This window comes from Acinetobacter sp. CAU_H_56 (assembly GCF_058599425.1).
The window spans coordinates 183,696-208,078 of record NZ_CM178654.1 but is presented as its reverse complement, the minus strand read 5'-3'; the positions used below and the strand labels follow the sequence as shown (position 1 = coordinate 208,078).

Sequence of the window (24,383 nt, the reverse complement as noted above, 5' to 3'; positions counted from 1 at the left end):
TTCATATTGAATAATGCTTTAGCCTGTTTACTTATCAATCCGGTCTCTTCCCAATCCAGCTAAAGCCACTTAAGATACTGGATATGCGCAAAATTATTCATATCGATATGGATGCTTTCTACGCCTCGGTCGAGCTGCGTGAACGTCCGGAGCTGAAAGCTTTGCCTGTGGTGATTGCCTCACATCATCCCCGGGCAGTAGTGGCGGCTGCCTCCTATCCGGCCCGTGAGTTCGGACTGCGTTCTGCCATGCCGATGACTCAAGCACGTAAGCTCTGCCCTCAGGTCATTGTGATTGAACCGGATTTTGCCAAATACCGTCAGGTCTCTGGTCAGATTCATCAGATATTTCAAACTTATACCAAGGTGATCGAACCGTTGTCTCTGGATGAAGCTTATCTGGATGTCACCGAAAATTTGCAGCAGATTCCGAGTGCCACTGAAGTGGCAATGCACATTCGTGAAGATATTTTTCAAACTACTGGACTAACCGCTTCTGCTGGCGTGGCGCCGAATAAATTTCTCGCTAAAATCGCCTCTGACTGGCATAAGCCGAATGGAATCTGTGTCATCAAACCTTCACAGGTGCAGCGTTTTATTCAGGATCTTCCACTAAAAAAAATTCCCGGTGTAGGCAAAGTCACTCAAGAAAAACTAAAAATTTTGAATCTGGAAACCTTGGGAGATTTACAGCAGATTGAAGAAGCGATCCTGATTCAGCATTTTGGCAAATATGGACGGCGTCTTTTTCTTTATGCTCAAGGCATTGATGATCGGCCAGTCGAAGCTGAACGGGAACGCCAGCAGATTTCCAAGGAAACGACTTTCGATGATGATCTGTATTTACCGCAATGCCAGCCTTACTGGCAGCCATTAATTGCCCAGCTTTGGCAAAGTCTGGAAAAAAAGCAGCTCTCTGCCCGCGGAGTTACTGTAAAGCTGAGAATGAAGAATTTTCAGACCATGCAGCATAGTAAAAGCTTCAGCCAGCTGCTGCGTAGTCCACAAGAACTGGAACAGGCTTTAAACTTATTGCTTCAAGAAATGCATATTACTCCTCAACTGCAATTTCGGCTGATTGGGCTTGGCGTTTATCAACTCGCTGCACGTGAAACAGAAACGCAATTACTCCTACTTTAGACCTATTTTGTACAAGTATTAGACGTTAGTTTAAAAATACGGCAACTTTATTTTTACATTTTGAATTTTTGGAGTACTCTATCTGCGCAATGCATTATCCATGTATGTGCTGAGATGCTGGAAATCACCTTTACTTTCAGCATACTGTCCTGTGATTGGCGTGACGATCAAATCCGAATATTACAGGGCAACTCTGATGTATCTCATGGATCCCTCCCTGCATGTCCTCTGTAAATTCTTCTGTTATTCAAGAACGACGCGCGCGTAAAGCGGCGTTATCCAGTTTTGTTGGTGCTGTTGTCGATTGGTATGATTTTCTCCTTTACGGTATTGTTGCAGCCTTAATTTTTAAAGACCAGTTTTTCCCAAGCATTGGCGCCAATATGGGCACCTTGGCGGCGCTAGCGACCTTTGGTGTTGGCTTTCTTTTTCGCCCTCTAGGCGGTGTGGTATTTGGTCATTTCGGCGACAAGCTCGGCCGCAAGAAAATGCTGGTTCTGACTGTGGTCCTGATGGGGATTTCCACCGTCGGGATTGGTTTTTTACCTAATTTCGAAGCCATTGGCTGGTGGGCACCGGTTTTACTGGTGACCCTGCGTGCCATTCAAGGCTTTGCAGTCGGTGGTGAATGGGGTGGTGCTGCCCTAATGGCAGTAGAAAATGCCCCTAAAGGCAAAAAAGCCTTTTATAGCAGTGGTGTTCAGGTCGGCTATGGCGTAGGTCTGGTACTGGCAACGGGTGCAGTATCCATTATTATTGCCACACTGGGTGAAGAGGCTTTTGCTGAATGGGCTTGGCGGATTCCATTTATTGCCAGTATCGTACTAATCGGAATTGCGATGTGGATTCGCCGTGATCAGGATGAATCCCAAGAATTCGTAGAGAAAGTGATTAAGGCGGATCATCATCCAGAAAAACTGCCGATCTTGCAGGCAATCAGCAAACATCCGAAAGCCTTCTTTTATATTATTGCCTTACGTTTGACCGAACTGCTGACCATGTATCTGGTCACCAACTTTGCTCTGAACTATTCCACCAACAACCTGGGCATGGACAAACAGTTCTTCCTGAATATCACCCTGATGGTTGGTGCGATCAGCTGTTTCAGTATTCCTTTCTTTGCCTGGCTATCGGATAAAATCCAGCATAAAACTATGTGTGTCTGGGGTGGCCTGATCGGTGCAGTGTCTGCTTTCCCTTTCTTTATGGCACTGGATGCACAAAATACCTGGATGATTATTGTTGGCGCCATTCTACTGGCTAATGTTGCACATGACATGGTGGTCAGCGTACATCAACCGATTTTTACCTCGCTATTTGGTACAGAATATCGCTATAGCGGTGCCGGAGTCGGTTATCAGGTCGCCAGTATTATTGGTGGTGGTTTTACCCCAATGATTGCAGCCTCCTTAGTGATTTGGGGTGATGGTTCATGGCATTATGTAGCCATCTATCTTGCGATAGGCTGCCTACTGACTGCATTAGTCGCAGCCTTGATGCCAAAAACCAAGGATTAAGCTAATGTCTGTTCAACGTTTGCATGTTTCACAACGCTTTTCTGAGATCGCCATTGCCGGCAATCTGGTTCATCTTGCCGGCCAACTGGCCACAGACCTGGATCTGGATATCAAAGGTCAAACCCAGCAAACCCTGGACCTCATTGACCAGTTCCTGGCGGATGCCGGTACCGATAAAAGCCAGATCATGTCGGTGACGATTTATCTCAAAGATATTGAAAAAGATTATGCAGCGTTTAATGAAGTCTGGGACGCCTGGGTATCGGATATTCAAGCCCTGCCCCGCACCTGTGTCGAAGCTAAACTGTATGATCCACGTGTGTTAGTGGAACTGACTGTCGTAGCCGTCAAACCTGAATAGACTTCTCAGGCCTAATTTCTACTCATGTAAAATAGAAAAAAGTATGCACCTGGCATACTTTTTTCGTTTAGGTTCTATCAGTTTAATGCTTTGACTTTACGTCGTTCCAGATCTGAATAGAGATGATATTTTTTGAGATCATTCACAGCGGTAAATCTCTGGTCCTTACTGGAATGCTCCTGCTCACGCAGGAAATCTCCTCGTAACTGATAATATTCCGGTACATCTTCATAGCGAATGACGCGATAACCGGCCATAGTCAACAAGGCATCCTGAAATTGCGCCTGCTGTGGACGTTTTAAAATTACCGGATCATCGACGGCTACAATAGCAACAATCTGATATTGCTGATCCAGAATCACAAAATCTGCAATCAGATCACGATACTTGTGCCGGGTACGACCAAATTTAGTGGTAAGTAGTGCATCATAAGAAACATGGGCCAGTACAATATAATCAGGCAACACTTCTTTCAGGCGTGTAAACGTCAGTTGTTCATTTGGATTAAAAATAGCGCGCTGTTTTAATGCGCTGTCTTGTGGTTTTGGGCTATTCCTTAGCTGCTTCCATGCCATGAGCACGACACAGAACACCAAGAAACTCCCTATAATCATATAGGTGGTCATGACTCAATCCTTGCATTCTTATAATCATTCTTGTTTTATTGTTATCCAGTATAAACCCATACTATTTTTAAAATTGCCCTGCTACTATTCTGTGTAGAGACCAATACAATTCGTAGCAAAACTTGATTGCCAGTTACTTAAAAACCGCTTTTTGCTATTTCAATAGAAATTAGGGTTAAATCCTTATACGCGACTGTAAAATAGTCTCCTGATAGATCGCAATATAAATCGGTTGAACTGTAAGACAATTCCGACAAAGTGTTATTTTTATATCATTTTTCAAAAATTTAAATCGACTAAAAATAAAATATTTTACATTTTAATTGAGAACCCGAAAGCTGCATCAATAAAGTCTGAACACAAAAAAAAGACACCGAAGTGTCTTTTTTATCAGCTTAATCAAGCACGTGATTTTAGCTTTGATTTTCCTTTCGGTTTAGGGCCACCAAATGGCTTTTTCGCATCACCCGTTTCACGCGGTGGCAGACCGGTATGCTGGGTCAGAATCTGGCCTTTTTTCGGACGGTTATTTTGAGCCTGACTACGATTACCTGGGTTAGCAGTACGTTTCTGTGAATCGCCTGCAACCGTCGAATTCTTCTTACGTGCAGACTGGTATTGTCCATCTGTACCTGCAGGTTGATAGGTCGGAATCAGATGCTGCTTCGAGTTACCAATCAGATCCTGACGCCCCATTTCCTTTAAAGCCTCACGCAATAAAGGCCAGTTGTTTGGATCATGGTAACGCAAGAAAGCTTTATGCAGACGACGACGTTTCTCACCTTTCACGATGTCCACATCTTCAGTATAACGCGCGACTTTCGCCAGCGGATTTTTACCGGTGTAGTACATGGTGGTTGCAGTGGCCATTGGCGACGGATAGAAAGTCTGTACCTGATCGGCACGAAAACCGTTCTTTTTCAGCCAGATCGCCAGATTCATCATGTCGTAATCCGTAGTTCCCGGATGCGCTGCGATGAAATAAGGAATCAGATACTGTTCCTTGCCGGCTTCCTTACTGAAACGGTCAAACATCTGCTTGAAGCGATCATATGTCCCGATGCCCGGTTTCATCATCTTCGATAATGGGCCTTTTTCGGTATGCTCTGGCGCAATCTTCAGATAACCACCCACATGATGGGTGACCAGCTCTCTGACATATTCCGGATTCAATACAGCAAGGTCATAACGCAGACCTGATCCAATCAGAATCTTTTTAATGCCCGGTAAGGCACGTGCCTTACGGTATAACTGGGTCAACGGTGCATGGTCGGTATGCAGGTTTTGACATACGCCCGGGAATACACATGAAGGTTTACGACAGTTCTTCTCAATCTCAGGATCTTTACATGCCAAACGGTACATATTGGCTGTTGGGCCACCTAAGTCCGAGATAATGCCGGTAAAGCCCGGAGCCGTATCACGAATCTTTTCCACTTCACGCAGGATAGATTCTTCAGAACGGTTCTGAATGATACGACCTTCATGCTCGGTGATCGAACAGAAAGTACAGCCACCAAAACAGCCACGCATGATGTTCACCGAGAATTTAATCATGTCAAAGGCCGGGAAACGTGCATTACCATAGGATGGATGCGGCAGACGTGCATAAGGCAGGTCGAACACATAATCCATTTCTTCGGTAGTTAATGGAATCGGTGGTGGATTGATCCACACATCACGTTCACCATGTTTTTGTACCAAGGCACGCGCATTGCCTGGATTGGTTTCCAGATGCAGAATACGGTTCGCATGCGCATACAGCACAGGATCATTCGCCACTTCTTCAAAAGAAGGTAAACGAATCACCGCCAGTTCACGTGGTGGCAGTTTGTGTTTAATGGCTTTAGATGCAGGCTGTAACTGAACGATTTGCGTATCAGGTTCCAGATTATCCCCTTCACGCACGATTGGATTCGATACGACTTCTTTCTGGAAATTCTGGTATTGGCTTAAGCTGTTGCCTTTGTCTTTTTCAATCTCACAGCCATCAATATCTTCGCTCATCACATACGGGTTGATGATCGGATCAACACGGCCAATGGTATCCACATCATTGGATGCAATTTCAACAAACTGAGCTTTCGCAGCACGGTTATGTTTATTAATAATGAATGCAGTACCACGAACATCGGTAATCTGATGAATCTTTTCACCTTTAGCCAGACGGTGCATGATCTCAATGATCGAGCGTTCGCCATTACCGTACATCAACAAGTCCGCTTTAGAATCCATTAAGATCGAACGACGGACTTTATCTGACCAGTAGTCATAATGTGCGATACGACGTAATGAACCTTCAATACCACCGAGTAATACCGGCACATCCGGGAAAGCTTCACGACAACGTTGGCAATAGACGGTTGCTGCGCGGTCTGGACGTTTATTCGGCTGGTTATCTGGAGAATAAGCATCATCTGAACGAATCTTACGATCCGCCGTATAACGGTTGATCATTGAGTCCATATTACCGGCAGAAACACCCCAGGCAATATTTGGCTTACCGAGTACACGGAAGGCTTCTACATTGGTCCAGTCTGGCTGGGCAATAATCCCGACGCGGAAACCTTGTGCTTCGAGCACACGTCCAATGATCCCGGTCACAAATGACGGGTGGTCAATGTAGGCATCACCGCAGACAAAAATAAAGTCACAGCTGTCCCAACCGAGTTGGTCCATTTCCTCGCGTGACATCGGCAAAAAAGGCGCGGGTTCAAAACATGACGCCCAATATTTGTCGTAATCAAACAACGCTTTAGGCGCAGTCTGAGCGGTATAAGCAGTAGACATGGCTAGCAATTCTCGGCTGGCAGATGGAAGATCAGAAAAGTGATCAAAGATGAAAGCCGAGTATTTTAGCATGAATTCAGCTCAGGTTGCTTGATTATAATTTATACAATATTAGCTTTAAGCCCTTTATCAGGAATATATACTTATTCTATTTTTGAATGATCAGTTGCAGGTTTTAAATACTGTGTCATCCATAAGCCCAATCCTAAAATAATAGCAATAAATACACTTAGTCCTAACCATCCGGCATTTTCCCAGACCAGTCCACTTGAACTTCCGAGTAAACTTGAACCCAGGTAATAACAGAACAAATAAAGGGACGAACCTACCGCACGATACTGTAAGGATTGCACAGATACCCAGCTACTAGCAGTTGAATGAGCCGCAAAAAAGGAAAAGGTAAAAATCAGCAAACCCATAAAGACCAAAGCCAAGTTATTAATCAACATTAAGGCTAAGCCAAACAGCATGGTACAAAGCATGACGGCAAGCACCTTATAACGTCCAAACTTCCTGCTCCAAGCTGCGGCTCGTGGAGAGCTATAAATTCCGGCCAGATAAGTAATCGAAATCAACCCTATCCAGACATGAGACAGTTCAAATGGTGCTTGAATCAAACGATAACTTAGATAGTTAAATACCGAGACAAAGCCCCCCATCAGGATAAAGCCCTGTAAAAACAGAATTCTTAATTTAGGATCACTCAGATTCTGCTGAAATGCTCTGATAAAACGACTGAATTGTATTGGATAAGCTTTAAAATGCCTGGACTTCGGTAATAGAAAATAAAAAGTTGTCGCGATACATAGATTCAGCAATCCAATAATCAAAGTCGCGGATTGCCAGGAAATAAAATCGACCAATGTCCCAGCAATCAATCGACCACTCATACCACCAATCGCAGTCCCGGAAATATACAGTCCCATGGCAAAGCCCACATCCTGCTCCGCCACTTCCTCTCCGATATAAGTCATCGCCACGGCTGCCACGCCACTGACCGTGAGACCTATTAACACTCGTGTTGTTAAAAATATAGACCAGATAGGTAATAAAGCACTGAGTAATAATAAGACTGATACAGAGAATAAAGACCAAACCATAATTGGTTTACGGCCAAAACGGTCTGAAATAAGTCCTGTAAAAATCAGGCCAATAGCTAAGGCAATGGTAGAGAAGGAAAGTGGAAAACTACTTTGTGTTGGAGAGATATGAAAATAATCCGCCAGAATCGGCATCATTGGCTGGACACAATACAGCGATGAGAAAATCGCAAAACCCGCCAGAAATAAGGAGAATAAAATAGCTTTAAAAGCAGATGAACCATATGCGATATGGCTTGAAGATAAATTTGAGGACATATCCGCTCCATGAACCTGCCCAGTATACGCCTCTCAATTCGCCTTTTATGTGATGATTCAGTTTAAATAACCATCGAATAATTAATTTTCCTAAACTCCACGCATAAAAAAAGCCCCCTGCGCTAGCAGAGGGCTTTTGGAATAATGAGCTGGCGATGACTTACTCTCACATGGGTAACCCCACACTACCATCAGCGCTAAGAGGTTTCACTTCTGAGTTCGGGAAGGGATCAGGTGGTTCACTCTTGCTATGGTCGCCAGCACAACTGGTATGCTTACTCGCTATGGTCTTATCTACGTTGCTTACGCTTCGTTTGCCTAGCTTTCTTCAAATAGAGTTCATTAACAGATGTATCTGAGTTGCAGTAGTTTGTTCGATTAGCTTAACCAAATCAAGGCTTCGTCTGATCGTTAGATCAATATGAAATCAATTGATGCTTTATATACAACTGCTTGGGTGTTGTATAGTCAAGCCTCACGAGCAATTAGTATTGGTCAGCTTCATGCATCACTGCACTTCCACATCCAACCTATCAACGTCGTAGTCTTCAACGGCTCTTTAGGAGACATAAAGTCTCGGGGAAATCTTATCTTGAGGTAGGCTTCCCGCTTAGATGCTTTCAGCGGTTATCCCTTCCGAACATAGCTACCCGGCGATGCGACTGGCGTCACAACCGGTACACCAGAGGTTCGTCCACTCTGGTCCTCTCGTACTAGGAGCAGATCCTCTCAAATTTCCAGCGCCCACGGTAGATAGGGACCGAACTGTCTCACGACGTTCTAAACCCAGCTCGCGTACCTCTTTAAATGGCGAACAGCCATACCCTTGGGACCTGCTTCAGCCCCAGGATGAGATGAGCCGACATCGAGGTGCCAAACACCGCCGTCGATATGAACTCTTGGGCGGTATCAGCCTGTTATCCCCAGAGTACCTTTTATCCGTTGAGCGATGGCCCTTCCATACAGAACCACCGGATCACTAAGACCTACTTTCGTACCTGCTCGACTTGTGGGTCTCGCAGTTAAGCGCGCTTTTGCCTTTATACTCTACGCGTGATTTCCGACCACGCTGAGCGCACCTTCGTACTCCTCCGTTACTCTTTAGGAGGAGACCGCCCCAGTCAAACTACCCACCAGACATGGTCCTCGCTCCAGATTATGGAGCAGAGTTAGAACCTCAATATTACCAGGGTGGTATTTCAAGGACGGCTCCATGGCAACTAGCGTCACCACTTCAAAGCCTCCCACCTATCCTACACAAGTAAGATCAAAGTTCAATGTCAAGCTGCAGTAAAGGTTCACGGGGTCTTTCCGTCTAGCCGCGGGTACACCGCATCTTCACGGCGAATTCGATTTCACTGAGCCTCTGCTGGAGACAGCGCCGCCATCATTATGCCATTCGTGCAGGTCGGAACTTACCCGACAAGGAATTTCGCTACCTTAGGACCGTTATAGTTACGGCCGCCGTTTACTGGGGCTTCGATCAATAGCTTCGCTTGCGCTAACCACATCAATTAACCTTCCAGCACCGGGCAGGCATCACACCCTATACGTCCACTTTCGTGTTTGCAGAGTGCTATGTTTTTAATAAACAGTTGCAGCGGCCTGGTTTCTGAGGCTGCCAACAGCTCAAGGAGCAAGTCCTATCACCGCCGGCAGCGTACCTTCTCCCGAAGTTACGGTACCATTTTGCCTAGTTCCTTCAGCAGAGTTCTCTCAAGCGCTTTGGTCTACTCGACCTGACCACCTGTGTCGGTTTCGGGTACGATTCCAGTGTAACTGAAGCTTAGAGACTTTTCCTGGAAGTATGGTATCAGCCACTTCACCAGTAAACTGGCTTGCTATCAACTCTCAGCATAGAGCACCCCGGATTTGCCTAAGATGCATGCCTACTGTCTTCCACCTGGACAACCAACGCCAGGCTGACTTAACCTTCTCCGTCCTCTCATCGCATTACACTGAAGTATTGGAATATTAACCAATTTCCCATCGACTACGCCTCTCGGCCTCGCCTTAGGGGTCGACTCACCCAGCCCCGATTAACGTTGGACTGGAACCCTTGGTCTTTCAGCGAACGGGTTTTTCACCCGTTTTGTCGTTACTCACGTCAGCATTCGCACTTCTGATACCTCCAGCATGCTTCTCAACACACCTTCATCGGCTTACAGAACGCTCCCCTACCACTTGCAATAAATTGCAAATCCGCAGCTTCGGTACATAGTTTTAGCCCCGTTACATCTTCCGCGCAGGCCGACTCGACTAGTGAGCTATTACGCTTTCTTTAAAGGGTGGCTGCTTCTAAGCCAACCTCCTAGCTGTCTATGCCTTCCCACATCGTTTCCCACTTAACTATGATTTAGGGACCTTAGCTGGCGGTCTGGATTGTTTTCCTCTTGACTACGGACGTTAGCACCCGCAGTCTGTCTCCCGGATAGTACTCATTGGTATTCGGAGTTTGCATCGGTTTGGTAAGTCGGGATGACCCCCTAGCCGAAACAGTGCTCTACCCCCAATGGTATTCGTCCGAGGCGCTACCTAAATAGCTTTCGGGGAGAACCAGCTATCACCGAGTTTGATTAGCCTTTCACCCCTATCCACAAGTCATCCCCTGGCTTTTCAACGACAGTGGGTTCGGTCCTCCAGTTAGTGTTACCCAACCTTCAACCTGCTCATGGATAGATCACCCGGTTTCGGGTCTATACCCAGCAACTAAACGCCCTATTAAGACTCGATTTCTCTACGGCTCCCCTATTCGGTTAACCTCGCTACTGAATATAAGTCGCTGACCCATTATACAAAAGGTACGCAGTCACCACACAAAGTGGCTCCCACTGCTTGTATGCATGCGGTTTCAGGATCTATTTCACTCCCCTCACAGGGGTTCTTTTCGCCTTTCCCTCACGGTACTGGTTCACTATCGGTCAGTCAGGAGTATTTAGCCTTAGAGGATGGTCCCCCTATATTCAGACAAGGTTTCACGTGCCTCGCCCTACTCGACATCATCATATCAGCCCTTTCGTGTACAGGACTATCACCCACTATGGTTGCACTTCCCAGAGCATTCCACTAAAACTGATATGACTTAATGGGCTGTTCCCCTTTCGCTCGCCGCTACTGAGGGAATCTCAATTGATTTCTTTTCCTACGGATACTGAGATGTTTCACTTCTCCGCGTTCGCCTCATAAACCTATGTATTCAGTTTATGATACCGACCTTATAGCCGGTGGGTTTCCCCATTCAGACATCTCCGGATCACAGGATATTTGCCGCCTCCCCGGAGCTTTTCGCAGGCTATCACGTCTTTCTTCGCCTCTGACTGCCAAGGCATCCACCACATGCACTTAATTACTTGACTATACAACCCCAAACAGTCGTTACACCTACAAGTCAGTGTAGCAACATAGTTGTTTGCGATCTCGTGAACTTAATCACTGTACAGCTTCAATTAGATTCATATACCAAAACGCTTGATTCAGTTAATTTCGCTAGTTCTCATTCAATCACTTCAACAATCAATCTTGCGATCTCTTGTTTCCGCTCTTGTATGAGTATGAACAAATTATTTCAACTCAAATATATTCTGTTAATGATTTAATGCATCCTCGTCGGACTGCATTACTGTGATAAATCACAGAGGTTAATAACAATGCCGCGCATTATACGCCGCTTTCTTACTAAGCTCTATAAGCTATCAGCTTGTTCGCTCAAGGACTAAACAACTTCAACACTGTATGATCACATACTGCGCGAAGCGTAGCTTCTTGCTTAAATTTCAAGTAAAAGCTGCGCTTTTATGATCTTGAAATTTGGTGGAGACTAGGAGAGTCGAACTCCTGACCTCCTGCGTGCAAAGCAGGCGCTCTACCAACTAAGCTAAGTCCCCAGCTTATCAATAAGTCAATGTATCGTTCCGTTTCTGTTCGCTCTGCAATTAACGCTTCGTCAGTAGTGGTGGGTCTGACAAGACTTGAACTTGTGACCCCACGCTTATCAAGCGTGTGCTCTAACCAACTGAGCTACAGACCCTCAGATACATCGTCATGAAGAACAACTTGTTGTGGATTCTTACCAATCGTCAATCTTTCGTTAAGGAGGTGATCCAGCCGCAGGTTCCCCTACGGCTACCTTGTTACGACTTCACCCCAGTCATCGGCCACACCGTGGTAAGCGTCCTCCCTAAGGTTAGACTACCTACTTCTGGTGCAACAAACTCCCATGGTGTGACGGGCGGTGTGTACAAGGCCCGGGAACGTATTCACCGCGGCATTCTGATCCGCGATTACTAGCGATTCCGACTTCACGCAGTCGAGTTGCAGACTGCGATCCGGACTACGATCGGCTTTTTGAGATTAGCATCTGCTCGCGCAGTAGCAACCCTTTGTACCGACCATTGTAGCACGTGTGTAGCCCTGGCCGTAAGGGCCATGATGACTTGACGTCGTCCCCGCCTTCCTCCAGTTTGTCACTGGCAGTATCCTTAAAGTTCCCACCCGAAGTGCTGGCAAATAAGGAAAAGGGTTGCGCTCGTTGCGGGACTTAACCCAACATCTCACGACACGAGCTGACGACAGCCATGCAGCACCTGTATCAGAGTTCCCGAAGGCACCAATCCATCTCTGGAAAGTTCTCTGTATGTCAAGGCCAGGTAAGGTTCTTCGCGTTGCATCGAATTAAACCACATGCTCCACCGCTTGTGCGGGCCCCCGTCAATTCATTTGAGTTTTAGTCTTGCGACCGTACTCCCCAGGCGGTCTACTTATCGCGTTAGCTGCGCCACTAAAGCCTCAAGGGCCCCAACGGCTAGTAGACATCGTTTACGGCATGGACTACCAGGGTATCTAATCCTGTTTGCTCCCCATGCTTTCGCACCTCAGTGTCAGTATTAGGCCAGATGGCTGCCTTCGCCATCGGTATTCCTCCAGATCTCTACGCATTTCACCGCTACACCTGGAATTCTACCATCCTCTCCCATACTCTAGCTAACCAGTATCGAATGCAATTCCCAAGTTAAGCTCGGGGATTTCACATTTGACTTAATTAGCCACCTACGCGCGCTTTACGCCCAGTAAATCCGATTAACGCTTGCACCCTCTGTATTACCGCGGCTGCTGGCACAGAGTTAGCCGGTGCTTATTCTGCGAGTAACGTCCACTTATCCCAGGTATTAACCAGGTAAGCCTCCTCCTCGCTTAAAGTGCTTTACAACCAAAAGGCCTTCTTCACACACGCGGCATGGCTGGATCAGGGTTGCCCCCATTGTCCAATATTCCCCACTGCTGCCTCCCGTAGGAGTCTGGGCCGTGTCTCAGTCCCAGTGTGGCGGATCATCCTCTCAGACCCGCTACAGATCGTCGCCTTGGTAGGCCTTTACCCCACCAACTAGCTAATCCGACTTAGGCTCATCTATTAGCGCAAGGTCCGAAGATCCCCTGCTTTCTCCCGTAGGACGTATGCGGTATTAGCGTCCCTTTCGGAACGTTGTCCCCCACTAATAGGCAGATTCCTAAGCATTACTCACCCGTCCGCCGCTAGGAATCAGGTGCAAGCACCCTATCCCCGCTCGACTTGCATGTGTTAAGCCTGCCGCCAGCGTTCAATCTGAGCCATGATCAAACTCTTCAGTTAAAATCATTTCGAGTTTTATAAGTAAAACTCTTAAACTTGGCTCATCAATTTTCTGACAAATATTTCTCAAATAAACTTCGAGTAATTTCTACCATTCAATCAATGAAAATAATTTCGATTAATCAACCAGTAAAAATCCACACAAGTTGTTCTTCATAATCTCTTAATGATCTTCTTACTACTTCGTCAGTAGCAAGCTAGGTCGGCTATATTACTCCCTATCTCTAGAAAGTCAACCAGTAATGAAAATTATTTTTAAACTTCCTTTCTAAAACCCAACTCAACCATTTCATGCTAAGTTACTGTTTTATCAGAAGTTTTAATCTTCATCACCGCCGATGGATGTGCATTCTACAGCATTTCACACCTAACACAACCCCTATTTTAAACAAAAATTATCGTCTGTTTATTTATTGGGCTAAATGAGTGTTTTTTTGCATTTTCCGCTGTTTTATTTGTCAAATTTAACGATTTAATTTTCATTTTTTTCTTGCAAGTGTATTTCGGCACCTCTTTTTGAGTTCTACATTGCTAAAATGAAGCGAATGATCATTACATTCACAATAAAAAGAACCATTTTGGTCACAACATGCAGATCTTCAGGCTTGCGGTACAACCAAATACTGATCCAAAGCATAGCAAGCGTCGTCATGCACAATAAAAAACGCGGTAAATTTCCTATAAAGCACATTGCGGTGATCAAGCTAGGTAATATTGCCACCATACCAAGTAGAAACAACATAGTGTGCTGTGCTTGATGAATCAGATGTTGACTGACGCCCTGACTGATTAAAAAATTTAACTGCATTTGGTATGCAGTCTTCAGTGGCAATTGAAAGCCAACCAATACGCTGATCGGCAATACCATCAATACACTGATCACAAAAAACAGTAAGCCCTGCCCTTGCCAACGAATCCATAAAAGATTTTCCAAAATAATTTTGGCATCAACCATCGGAATAATAACAAGAGGCGATACAGCAACGATAAAGAGAATGATCAGTCGTGCATGATTTTCAGCTTGTAATAATTGGCGTGCGTAAATTCTTATTAGGTTATAACGAATCGAATCGCTGGCTTTGAGTTGTAATCGTTGACCGAGCCATAACATTTTCAGCGGCTTTGATTGTTGATTGCGCTTCAACATTGCATACAGTAAATACATATATACCAAAGCTACAACTACGCTGATTAAGGGTAAATCAATGACACATAACAACAATGGACTCAGAACAGAACCCATTGCAGCAAACATTCGCCCACAAATACGATATAAGAACTGCAGCTGCAGCAATATCACTGTACTCATCCACAGCAAAGTCAACACAGCATGTCCTAAAAGTTGCCGAGGGTTTTCGACAACGCTATACAGCAACGCGACCATATAGGGCATAAATAAAATGATATTCGTGCAAAACAACACTCCAAAATCAGTGAACAACCTCTGTTGTGGCGAAATCGGTAAACATTGCAAATATTGATTCGGTACACCACCCATCAATGCTTGGCGTTGTACGATTACCCAAATCATTGACACTGCAATTAAAGCATTCCAAATAACTAGGCTTTGCACGACATGACCGCCATTCAATAATGCCAAGATGGGTTTTGCTGACATTAAAATCAGGCCCATCAACATAGGTCCTAATGCAAGTATCAGCAATATACTCATTTGTTTATTTCGACTAAGTGCATCTGCTGTCACGTACACATAATATTGCAAGCGCCAACGCACTAACTTACGAATCAGCTGAATTGATTGCACGGCGTGATCCGATGTTGATGAAAGGCTTTGCTTCATGCGACCTCAACCAAATCATACAGATTGACATGTTGTGCATTTAGCATCTGTTGTAAATGCACGTCGTGGCAGGTCATTAGAATTAAGCGATGCTGTGCAGCCTCTAGTAAAAGTTCTTTTAAGACATTTAAAGACTGTACATCTAGCCCATGTGTCGGTTCATCCAAGACCAAAATAGATGTATCACTCATAAATGCTGAGATCAGCATCATTTTTTTCGCAGTACCAAAAGACATGGCATCAAAACGCGTCTGTAAGAAGTCCTGCAATTGAAATGCATCAATTAAAACCTGAGCTTTGCTCATCGAGATATTGCGTAAACTGGCAATAAATTCTAGAAAATCTTGCCCGGTCAAAAATGGATACGCCACCATGGCATCGGGAACAAAACTCATGTGCTCTGCAAGTTGCTTTTGACTGCAAACTTGATCATGAATCAAGACTTGTCCTTGATACACGGTATCCATACCGACGATGATTTGTAGCAACGTCGATTTGCCTGCGCCATTGGCACCAGACAGCACAAAAATACCATTGCCCTGCCAACGATAATTAAGCTGCTGAAAAATCACTTTTTCAGCATAGGATTTACTAAGATTTTTCAGTTGAATGCTGGGTTGGTTTTTTTGCTGCATATGTTGTTATTCAGATGTATTGTTTTACCTAAATAAAACATGAATTTTATAATGATTCAAATAGTTATTAAAAAAACAAAGCCGCAATACATGCGGCTTTGTTTTTGCTTTTAATGCATAGCGCTTTAGAATTTAAAACTCAGACGTGCCCAATAATTACGTCCAATATTATTAAATTGTTCATCTGAAGCAATGCCAATGCCTGAAGCCCCCATTTTATTCAGATGCTCGGTATAGGTTTTGTTCAAGACATTATCAATACCCACCGATAAATCGATACCATCAACAATGTTGTAGCTTCCATTCAGCGATAAGGTACCAAAGCCTGCACTTTTTTGATGGTCATAGCCGACAATATTGCCTTCATTTTTACTGATACGCGTCTGTGCATCTACCACACGCCAGTAAGCCCCTAGCGTATAACGGTCTTGAATATATCGGAGATTCACCCTCGCCTCTAAAGGTGCAATTTGTGGTAGTGGCGTATGGTCTGTGGTGTTCTCACCCCATGCATACATGGCGCTGACATCTGCTTGAATGGCATCGGTAAATTGATAACCCACCCCTGCTTCTGCACCTGCAATAGTAGCATCGACATTACGGGCATGGGCATTGAGCATGCCGTGCATGCCTTTATAAGTCATTAAGACATAATCATTGATGAAACTAACATAAGCAGATGCCCATGAATTCAATGCACTATGCTGATGTTGATAGCCAATATCAAGCTGTAAGGTTTTTTCAATATCAATATGGGCAAAAGTATTGGGATGATCATTACCTGTTTTTGGACTGAATAGCTCCCAGTAATCCGGCATACGCTCGACATAGCCTAGACCAATATAGGTTTTGCCATCTTCATGCTCTGGATGATGATTTTCAAAACGTAAAAAGGCACTTGGTAATACGTCATGACGGCTTTGATGACTTTGCACCGCATCCACATCGACTTGATCGAGGCGTACGCCTGTAACTAGGGCATTACGATTACCCAAATCATAATTTAGTTCAGCGAAAGCACCCACCGACTGAAATTCCATATCGGTCTCACGTAGCTGATCTTTATAGCTGTTATGCATGCCTTTACGAATGCTGTGTTCATTATTTTGTGTATCAATACCCGTAATGAGCTCAATTTGATCCCATGCATTGGTCATGGCAACACGTGCATTTAAAGTCTTACGTGCCACATTGGTCGCCATCGGCATGGCCATCATCGCGCTCGGGGTAAATTCACGCAGACTAAAGTTATCCATCACATGGTCATTAAAATTGTAATTGACCTGCGCCTCGACTTTTTTAATCACATCGCTGAGATTTTTCTTTTCAACACGTAAGCCTAAACTTTCACGAGCAAACTTAGATCCATCCATGGCACGACCCGCATACACGGCTTCACCATCCGCCTTGCCTCCAGTCAATTCGACCCAAGTATCTTCATTGGGGGTCCAGCCTAGCGCCAGATCTGCATTCCATCGTTCCCAATCTGAAGGTACAGTTTGACCATCACCATCCTGATAACTGTTTGATACCGAACGATTGGTGTTCAGGCGGATATATTTCTTTTCATCACCAGCAGCAGCTTCAATGTTCTGGTCCAGACGACCAAAAGATCCTATCAGTACACTGGCCTGACCGCGATAGTGTTGATCTTCTCCAAATTGTTCAGGTGTACGCTCAAAAATGACGGTTGCTGCCGAACCAGTATTGGCATATTGAACCGTTTGCGGGCCTTTAATGACTGAAATACGGTCATAACTTTCTGGAGAAATATATGAAGTGGGCGAATCCATCCGGCTTGGGCAGGCACCCAAGTTTTCTGTGCCATCAGTCAGGATTTTAATGCGTGAACCGAACATGCCACGAAAGGTCACATCGCCATTGGTACCTGCTCCGCTATTGACCGAACTAAAACCTACAATACTTTGCAGATAATCTGCACCATCGGTTGCCGGCACTGGCTGAATCGGCTGTTTCGGATCAGCACGGACAATCAGACCATTAGCATCATTACCGGCAGTTGAAGTCACCACAATCGGTGCCATGGTTTGTACAGGCATGCTTTCATTGGCCATAACCACTGATGAATAACAGGCAACACAAATCGCAGCCGCAAGAGGCTGTAAAGAAAATTTAGGCTGAGCCATTTTCTATCTCACTGAATACATAAATTGAACACGGCCTAAGTCAGTAAAGACCCAGGCAAAACAACGTGGATTTATGCAAACAGTGGCGGTGCCCGTCCCTGCGGGATTAAAAAGAGTCGTTGAAGGATAAACCAGACATGCTTAAAGGCTTGTTCAAAAGCCAATAGTCTGACCTGAATTCGATCCAGGACTTCTTTCACTTCAAGCTCAGGCGGCAAAACCAGGTTGCCATAGACAGTACAGTACTGACACTGATGACTGGCATCGTGTTCATGCGCCATGGAGTCCGAGGAAATAGGATGCTGATCAAGATGATGAGCAGGATGTTCAGAATGAACATGAGAGGAAACTAAAAGGGCGCGCGTGATGGTTTCACAGACCGGAGCAACCTGATATTGCTTCGGCAGCAAAGGCTGTAAGAACACAGCAATTTGTAGAAATACCGCTACAAAGGAAAGTAGCAGACCTCCCCGCAGAACCATAGGCAAACCCTTGAATTTGTCTAGGCTGAGTATAACAAAGCCCAATCAAAATTGGGCTTGTTGAATCATAAAAAATTGCTTGGGAAAATAATCCTAGCGTTTAACTGCAACTTTTTCTTTATTGCGCTGGCGAACCAGTTTTTCTACTTTTTCACGGGCACGCTGACGTTTCAATGGCGACAGATAATCTACAAAAAGTTTACCATTTAAGTGATCCATTTCATGTTGGATGCACACAGCGAGAAGTCCATCAGCCTCTTGTTCGAAGGGTTGACCATCCAGACCAATTGCCTCGATTTTTACGCGTGACGGACGCTCAACTTTATCGTATATTTGAGGAACTGATAGACAGCCCTCTTCATAAGGCTGTGTTTCTTCAGTCAATGGTGTGATTTTGGGGTTAATGAACACCATGGGTTGATCTTTGTTTTCAGACAGGTCCATCACAATCAGCTGAATATGACGATCGACTTGGGTCGCGGCGAGTCCGATGCCTGGCGCTTCATACATGGTTTCAAACATATCTGCAGCGAGCTGACGAATTTCATCAGTAACTTCTTCGACTGGTTGTGCAATGGTACGAAGACGGGGATCCGGGAAACTTAAAATAGGTAATAAGGCCATACTGCGTCCTCAATTATGCCATTGATCAAAAAACCAAATGAAGGGAATGCTTCATCAAAAAAATGTGTGTAAGATCGTTATTATAACGCAACTACGCACATAATTTTAGGAATTATGATAATGAAAAAGGTTTTGAAGGGCATGCCATTTTTTAGTGCCTTGGGGTTAAAAAATCAAATGCTCGCACTGGCAGTTTGTGTCGGAGTGAGTATGGGGACAATGTATTCAGCCGAGGCAGCTCCTGCCCGTAACGTCAATCCACCTGCTTTAAAAGCCAGTGCGCCCAATGTCTATGTGGTCAAAAAAGGCGATACATTGTGGGATATTTCAAAACGTTTCTTAAAAAACCCGGTGCGTTGGCCAGAAATCTGGGCCAGTAACAAGCACGTGAAAAATCCACATTGGATTTTCCCGGGTGATCGCCTGTTGATGTGTGACTATCAAGGTCGTCCAATTATCGGTAAAGATGAAGGTGATGGTTGTGAAGGCATCATCAGTCGTTATATCGGTAGTACTTCATTACAACCACAGGTTCGCGTTGAATCTTTAAATAATACGATTCCAGTGATTCCATTAGCGCATATCCAGCAATGGTTGGAACGCTATACCATAGTGGCAGCGGATTCAGTTCAGGGTACGCCTTACATTCTCGGCACTGCAGACCAGCGCGTACTGGCCGGTAAAGGCCAGAAGGTCTATGCACGCGGCAATGGTCTGGTGGTTGGTCAGCGTTATGCGGTGTATCGTGAAGCAGACCCTTATGTATTTACTGATGCCAATGGCAAGAAATACACAGCTGCTCTAGAGTTGCAACAGGTTGCTTCCGGAATCGCAGTACGTGGCGAAGGTGATGTCACCACGCTGGAATTGACAGATAGCTATAATGCAGAAGTGCGTCGCGGTGACCGTGTATTACCTGAATACGATCCGATGTTGCCTACCCTGTTCTATCCAGTGAATGCAGAAAATACGGTTGCTGGTGGTCAGATTGTGCGTGTACTGGGTTCAATTGGTACAGCAGCACGTCATAGTGTCGTAACGATTGACCGTGGTACATCACATGGGGTTCAGACTGGTCATGTCTTCAGCGTAAACCAGAAAGGTGAAGTCGTGACTGATCCGAAAACCAAGGAACGCGTACAGCTTCCAGGTGAACGCATTGGCAATGTGATGGTCTTTAAAACTTTTGACCAGCTGAGCTATGCTTATGTGCTGGAAAGTGAATTACCAATCAAGGTGGGTGCCAATATTCAAGCGCCATTGTTAGATGAATAATAGATTGATCTAACTTTACAACTTAAAGAATAAGAAGACACAGATATAGGTCTCGATATGCTGAACTCGTTATCACGCGTGCAACTGGAAACACTGACGTTATGGTATCTGGTTCAGCATTCTCTTTCGAGCTTCTATAAAATCAGTCAGCATTATTCAAGTCTGACCACAGCCATACAGCCTGATCAGGTGCCTACCTGGCAGGCTCTTGGCATTCATGCCAATCATGTCCAACGCTTAAAGGACTTCTCGCTTCCAGAATCACAGCAGAAATTTCAGCGCTGTCTGGAAAAAATTCAACGAGATAGTGATTTCATCCTGCTCTATCATGATCTGCACTATCCGCAGCAACTCAGCCACTATGTAGACAAACCACCAATTATTTTTGGTCAAGGTCAGCCGGATACATTGCTTCAGGCTCAAATTGCGGTTGTAGGAAGTCGCAAGCCGAGTCCTCACGGCCGGCAAGTAGCTTATGATTTCTCCTTTTATTTGAGTGAACAGGGTTTCTATATTAATAGTGGATTAGCACAAGGCATAGATGAAGCTGCTCATCGGGCAGGATTAAAACATCAGGGAACCATTGCGGTGATGGGAACCGGGCTGGATCAAACCTACCCTTCTCAACATGCACAATTGCGCCAGGAAATCATTGCACATGGTGGTGCGGTCATTACCGAGTTTCTGCCAGAGACTCCACCGTTGCAGCATCACTTTCCACGGCGTAACCGGATTGTCAGTGGCTTAAGTCTCGGGGTCATTGTGGCTGAAGCAACCTTAAAAAGCGGCTCTCTGATTACGGCCAAACTGGCTGCCGAACAAGGCAAGACTGTATTTGCCATTCCGGGGCATATTTATAGCGAATATCATAAGGGCTGCCATCAGCTGATTCGTGAAGGCGCGATTCTGATTGATCACCCACAACAGGTGATTGAAGAACTGGCTCTGGCGACCCAATGGCAAGCCTTACAAAATGAAGTACAACATGACATGGCGGATGAACTTCCTGCACACATACCGCCCCATCTGCTCAGACTTTATAACCAGTTGGACTGGGTCGGACAGGATCTGGATCATCTCAGTCATCATCTGCAACAGGATGTTTCTTCTCTGACCAGTCAATTGATGGAACTGGAGCTACTTGGCTTTTGCACCCAGCAAGCCGGCATGTATCTACGTTGTCGTCCACATAAATAAGGTTCACAATAGACACTTCTTGTTTTGATAAGGTATACACATGATCACCACCTCTGTTGCCGAAGCAGCTGAATGTCTCAAAGCTGGACAGGTCTTGGCATACCCTACAGAGGCTGTTTGGGGCTTAGGTTGCGACCCCTACAATGAACAGGCATTTCACCAGATTTTAACCTTAAAACAGCGCCCGATTGAAAAAGGCGTGATTTTACTCGCAGCTCATATTTCACAAGTGGAACATTTACTTCAGGATCTAAGTGAAGAAATGCGTGAAAAAGTAATTGCGTCCTGGAGTAATGATCGACCTACAGACCGGGCAACCACCTGGTTACTCCCTGCCAATAACGATATTCCAGGCTGGATTAAAGGCAAACACCCTAAAGTGGCAGTACGCGTGACTACTCATCCTCTTTGTGTAGCCTTGTGCCAAGCCTTTGGCGGTTTTATTGTTTCAACCAGTGCCAATCCTGCCGGCCTAGAACCTGCACGTTCCCTGCAAGATGCCATGCGTTATTTTGACCAGGATCTAAATTATCTGAATGGCGATCTGGGACTGAGCCAGAAACCAAGCCGGATTATTGATGCGGTAACAGGTGAAATTATTCGTGACTGAGCCTTTGCTCAGTCATTTTTCTTTTCAAGCCGACTAAAGTTTTAAGACAAAAAAAAGCTCAACCATATAGGGATGGTTGAGCATAAAAAAGGATGTGTATTATCACATCCAGAGGGTCTGTAAATCTCTGGGAGTTTGATAAATCTAGGTTTTTTCTGATTCATCATTCTCGATGCGGGCATTATGCGAGAAATCCGTTACAACAGCAAATACAATAAAACAATGTATTAATATATTTTTTCTATTAAAAATATTTAAAATTTAATCAAAATTCAAAATATCTTGCTATTTTTGTTTCAGTTTTAAAATGAAGTTAATTTTTAATAATTTATTTTTATATCCATAATCACTAAATTTCAGGAATAATACTGTAAAAATAATGTAATCATTTGTTCAAATATTAAACAAACAAAACTTCAGCCCTGTATTTAATAGCTTAAACCTTGGGTTTAGCAGGGTATTGCGCCAATAAAATACCTACCAGAATAATGGCACCACCAATGCTGTGGTAGATCGTCCAGGCTTCAGACAACCATAAATAAGCGATTAACGCCGTAAAGACCGGCATCAGATTCATAAAAATACTGCTGCGGTTTGGACCAAGTTGTTGTACAGCCATCATCCATAAGAATGGGGCAGCAATAGAAGGAAAAATTCCGGCATAAATAATACTTGCTGCGTTATTACTATTAATAGCATCCAGACCTGAGTACAGCACTAAAGGAATGTGATAGAGAACGGCCAAAAAAATCTGCATATACAGACTAACCAATAGCGGAATCTGGATCTGCCATTTTTTGAGCAAAACGCCATAACAAGCATAGAAAAATACCGCAATCAGCATTAACAGATCACCAATATAATGGTCCCCTGCATCAAGCAAATGTGCCCACTGCCCCTGCCCCATCACATACATCAGACCAATAAAAGACAAAATACTGCCAATTACTGCCATTAAGGTGGGACGAACATGTAAAACAAAGATTCCGACAATAATGGTAAAAATCGGAATAAAGGCATTGATCAGGCCCATATTGGTGGCACTGGTATAATGTGCCGAGGTATAAGCCAGCCCTTGATACAACACCATGCCCAATGCACTTAAGACAGCCAGATGCCCCAGATGTGGTCGAATTTCTGGCCAGGCTTTGCGAACCTTAGGCCACATTAACGGCGTTAAAATCAGCAGAGCCAGAACCCAGCGATAAAAACTGATACTTAAGGGAGAAATATAATCCGCCACATAACGGTTAACGGTCATATTCAATGACCAGATCAGGACCGCAGTCAAGGGAAGCAGCATGGCCCACCACATTGTTTTTTGCTGCTGCGTCATAACTTCATCCCTGTCTCTATCTATTGTTAATCTATGCCCTCTTGGCAAGTGCCTAAGCATAATTGATTTTTCAACTAAAATTAATGCTATTTGTAGCCGGCAAGTAAGCATTTCACTGATTCCGACTTGTACTGTATTTAAATACCCGTTAAAACAAATAGCCCTCATTCATTTAATAAAAAGGAAATCTGATGAGCACTTCTGTGTATGACATTCCGGTAAAAACGATTCAAGGAACGGACACGACGCTGAACCAGTATCAAGGCAAAGCCTTGCTATTGGTGAATGTGGCATCAAAATGCGGCCTCACTCCACAATACGAAGGCTTGCAAAAACTCTATGAGGATAAAAAAGCCGAAGGACTGGAAATCTTAGGTTTCCCTTCCAATGATTTTCTGGAACAGGAACCTGGAAGTGAAAAGGAAATTCAGGAATTCTGTTCCCTAAATTATCAGGTGGATTTCCCGCTGTTTGCCAAAATTCCGGTCGTGGGTGAAGCTAAACATCCTTTGTATGCTACTTTGACTCAGGCTGTGCCAGAACGTATCGGTGAAGGTCCATGGTGGAAAGATCTGGTCGACTATGGCCTGACTCCAAATGAACCGCCTGAAGTCCTTTGGAACTTTGAAAAATTCCTGGTGAACAAACAGGGGGAAGTCGTTGCACGTTTTGCACCGGATATCACGGCAGATGATTCACGCCTGCTGGATGCAATCAATGCTGAGCTTGCTAAATAAGTCTTTTTTAAATAGGTCGGTTGCAACTGATGACCAGTTTAGCCGACCTGGCTCATAGGCATGAACATTGAATTTCATATTTTTTTCACAAGCTTATCTAAAATTTATGTTTGCTGAAACCG

Annotated in this window: 16 protein-coding genes, 2 tRNA genes and 3 rRNA genes; 7 read left to right on the top strand and 14 right to left on the bottom strand. The window is 44.6% G+C overall.

Features of this window, described 5'->3' with window-relative positions:
• Positions 1-83 precede the first annotated feature (83 nt).
• The 3 genes from dinB (at position 84) to AC4MCC_RS00975 (ending at position 3,017) form a co-directional block, all read left to right on the top strand.
• On the top strand, positions 84-1,139 hold the full coding sequence (dinB, locus tag AC4MCC_RS00985) for a DNA polymerase IV (protein WP_491885557.1): 1,056 nt from the start codon (positions 84-86) through the stop codon (positions 1,137-1,139).
• A 221-nt stretch (positions 1,140-1,360) separates the two neighbouring features.
• A complete protein-coding gene (gene shiA, locus AC4MCC_RS00980; protein WP_419374574.1) occupies positions 1,361-2,656 on the top strand; it encodes a shikimate transporter in 1,296 nt (431 codons plus the stop codon).
• Positions 2,657-2,660: 4 nt separating this feature from the next.
• A complete protein-coding gene (locus tag AC4MCC_RS00975) occupies positions 2,661-3,017 on the top strand; it encodes a RidA family protein (RefSeq protein ID WP_491885556.1) in 357 nt (118 codons plus the stop codon).
• Positions 3,018-3,094: 77 nt separating this feature from the next.
• Here AC4MCC_RS00975 and AC4MCC_RS00970 read toward each other — a convergent pair whose 3' ends face one another.
• The 13 genes from AC4MCC_RS00970 to def all read right to left on the bottom strand — a co-directional run bounded on the left by AC4MCC_RS00970 (position 3,095) and on the right by def (position 19,106).
• A complete protein-coding gene (locus AC4MCC_RS00970; RefSeq protein WP_166136543.1) occupies positions 3,095-3,643 on the bottom strand; it encodes a DUF2726 domain-containing protein in 549 nt (182 codons plus the stop codon).
• A gap of 399 nt (positions 3,644-4,042) precedes the next feature.
• Positions 4,043-6,433, bottom strand: a complete 2,391-nt coding sequence (locus AC4MCC_RS00965) for a YgiQ family radical SAM protein (protein ID WP_491885838.1) — start codon at positions 6,431-6,433, stop codon at positions 4,043-4,045.
• Between the two features lie 143 nt (positions 6,434-6,576).
• On the bottom strand, positions 6,577-7,791 hold the full coding sequence (locus AC4MCC_RS00960; RefSeq protein ID WP_491885555.1) for an MFS transporter: 1,215 nt from the start codon (positions 7,789-7,791) through the stop codon (positions 6,577-6,579).
• 147 nt (positions 7,792-7,938) lie between these two features.
• Positions 7,939-8,053 (bottom strand): 5S ribosomal RNA (gene rrf, locus AC4MCC_RS00955).
• Positions 8,054-8,255: 202 nt separating this feature from the next.
• Positions 8,256-11,147 (bottom strand): 23S ribosomal RNA (locus AC4MCC_RS00950).
• Between the two features lie 452 nt (positions 11,148-11,599).
• A tRNA-Ala gene (locus AC4MCC_RS00945) sits at positions 11,600-11,675 on the bottom strand.
• A gap of 66 nt (positions 11,676-11,741) precedes the next feature.
• Positions 11,742-11,818, bottom strand: a tRNA-Ile gene (locus AC4MCC_RS00940).
• Between the two features lie 61 nt (positions 11,819-11,879).
• Positions 11,880-13,417: ribosomal RNA gene (locus tag AC4MCC_RS00935) — 16S ribosomal RNA — on the bottom strand.
• Together the 16S, 23S and 5S rRNA genes with 2 tRNA genes alongside form the textbook arrangement of a ribosomal RNA operon.
• A 523-nt stretch (positions 13,418-13,940) precedes the next feature.
• A complete protein-coding gene (locus tag AC4MCC_RS00930) occupies positions 13,941-15,218 on the bottom strand; it encodes a hypothetical protein (RefSeq protein WP_491885554.1) in 1,278 nt (425 codons plus the stop codon).
• Entirely contained in the window at positions 15,215-15,853 is a 639-nt protein-coding gene (locus AC4MCC_RS00925) for an ATP-binding cassette domain-containing protein (RefSeq protein WP_491885553.1), read from the bottom strand. The genes AC4MCC_RS00930 and AC4MCC_RS00925 overlap by 4 nt, the downstream gene beginning before the upstream one ends.
• Positions 15,854-15,978: 125 nt before the next feature.
• A complete protein-coding gene (locus AC4MCC_RS00920) occupies positions 15,979-18,000 on the bottom strand; it encodes a TonB-dependent copper receptor (RefSeq protein WP_491885552.1) in 2,022 nt (673 codons plus the stop codon).
• Positions 18,001-18,071: 71 nt separating this feature from the next.
• Entirely contained in the window at positions 18,072-18,482 is a 411-nt protein-coding gene (locus tag AC4MCC_RS00915) for a DUF2946 family protein (protein WP_005233427.1), read from the bottom strand.
• A gap of 93 nt (positions 18,483-18,575) precedes the next feature.
• Positions 18,576-19,106: a peptide deformylase gene (def, locus tag AC4MCC_RS00910; protein ID WP_004780730.1), complete on the bottom strand. Its 531-nt coding sequence runs from the start codon at positions 19,104-19,106 to the stop codon at positions 18,576-18,578.
• Positions 19,107-19,226: 120 nt separating this feature from the next.
• On the opposite strand from def, the gene AC4MCC_RS00905 reads away from it, so the two are divergent.
• The 3 genes from AC4MCC_RS00905 to tsaC are packed head-to-tail and all read left to right on the top strand — an operon-like array spanning position 19,227 to position 22,188.
• Complete coding sequence (locus tag AC4MCC_RS00905) at positions 19,227-20,381, top strand: LysM peptidoglycan-binding domain-containing protein (protein WP_491885551.1); 1,155 nt, start codon at positions 19,227-19,229, stop codon at positions 20,379-20,381.
• A gap of 57 nt (positions 20,382-20,438) precedes the next feature.
• Positions 20,439-21,578: a DNA-processing protein DprA gene (gene dprA / locus AC4MCC_RS00900; protein WP_180018517.1), complete on the top strand. Its 1,140-nt coding sequence runs from the start codon at positions 20,439-20,441 to the stop codon at positions 21,576-21,578.
• Positions 21,579-21,618: 40 nt separating this feature from the next.
• On the top strand, positions 21,619-22,188 hold the full coding sequence (gene tsaC, locus AC4MCC_RS00895; protein ID WP_419375242.1) for an L-threonylcarbamoyladenylate synthase type 1 TsaC: 570 nt from the start codon (positions 21,619-21,621) through the stop codon (positions 22,186-22,188).
• Between the two features lie 436 nt (positions 22,189-22,624).
• Here the strand turns inward: tsaC and AC4MCC_RS00890 are convergent, their stop codons facing one another.
• Positions 22,625-23,524, bottom strand: coding sequence for a DMT family transporter (locus tag AC4MCC_RS00890; protein WP_491885550.1), 900 nt, complete (start codon positions 23,522-23,524; stop codon positions 22,625-22,627).
• A 191-nt stretch (positions 23,525-23,715) separates the two neighbouring features.
• On the opposite strand from AC4MCC_RS00890, the gene AC4MCC_RS00885 reads away from it, so the two are divergent.
• Complete coding sequence (locus AC4MCC_RS00885; protein ID WP_491885549.1) at positions 23,716-24,261, top strand: glutathione peroxidase; 546 nt, start codon at positions 23,716-23,718, stop codon at positions 24,259-24,261.
• Positions 24,262-24,383: the final 122 nt, after the last annotated feature.

Coding starts and splice junctions, on each gene's coding strand:
- AC4MCC_RS00975 (WP_491885556.1), top strand. CDS start 2,661: ATGTCTGTTCAACGTTTGCATGTTTCACAACGCTTTTCTGAGATCGCC.
- AC4MCC_RS00960 (WP_491885555.1), bottom strand. CDS start 7,791: ATGTCCTCAAATTTATCTTCAAGCCATATCGCATATGGTTCATCTGCT.
- AC4MCC_RS00915 (WP_005233427.1), bottom strand. CDS start 18,482: ATGGTTCTGCGGGGAGGTCTGCTACTTTCCTTTGTAGCGGTATTTCTA.
- AC4MCC_RS00890 (WP_491885550.1), bottom strand. CDS start 23,524: ATGACGCAGCAGCAAAAAACAATGTGGTGGGCCATGCTGCTTCCCTTG.
- AC4MCC_RS00965 (WP_491885838.1), bottom strand. CDS start 6,433: ATGTCTACTGCTTATACCGCTCAGACTGCGCCTAAAGCGTTGTTTGAT.
- def (WP_004780730.1), bottom strand. CDS start 19,106: ATGGCCTTATTACCTATTTTAAGTTTCCCGGATCCCCGTCTTCGTACC.
- tsaC (WP_419375242.1), top strand. CDS start 21,619: ATGATCACCACCTCTGTTGCCGAAGCAGCTGAATGTCTCAAAGCTGGA.
- AC4MCC_RS00970 (WP_166136543.1), bottom strand. CDS start 3,643: ATGACCACCTATATGATTATAGGGAGTTTCTTGGTGTTCTGTGTCGTG.
- AC4MCC_RS00905 (WP_491885551.1), top strand. CDS start 19,227: ATGAAAAAGGTTTTGAAGGGCATGCCATTTTTTAGTGCCTTGGGGTTA.
- AC4MCC_RS00920 (WP_491885552.1), bottom strand. CDS start 18,000: ATGGCTCAGCCTAAATTTTCTTTACAGCCTCTTGCGGCTGCGATTTGT.
- shiA (WP_419374574.1), top strand. CDS start 1,361: ATGTCCTCTGTAAATTCTTCTGTTATTCAAGAACGACGCGCGCGTAAA.
- AC4MCC_RS00925 (WP_491885553.1), bottom strand. CDS start 15,853: ATGCAGCAAAAAAACCAACCCAGCATTCAACTGAAAAATCTTAGTAAA.
- AC4MCC_RS00885 (WP_491885549.1), top strand. CDS start 23,716: ATGAGCACTTCTGTGTATGACATTCCGGTAAAAACGATTCAAGGAACG.
- dprA (WP_180018517.1), top strand. CDS start 20,439: ATGCTGAACTCGTTATCACGCGTGCAACTGGAAACACTGACGTTATGG.
- dinB (WP_491885557.1), top strand. CDS start 84: ATGCGCAAAATTATTCATATCGATATGGATGCTTTCTACGCCTCGGTC.
- AC4MCC_RS00930 (WP_491885554.1), bottom strand. CDS start 15,218: ATGAAGCAAAGCCTTTCATCAACATCGGATCACGCCGTGCAATCAATT.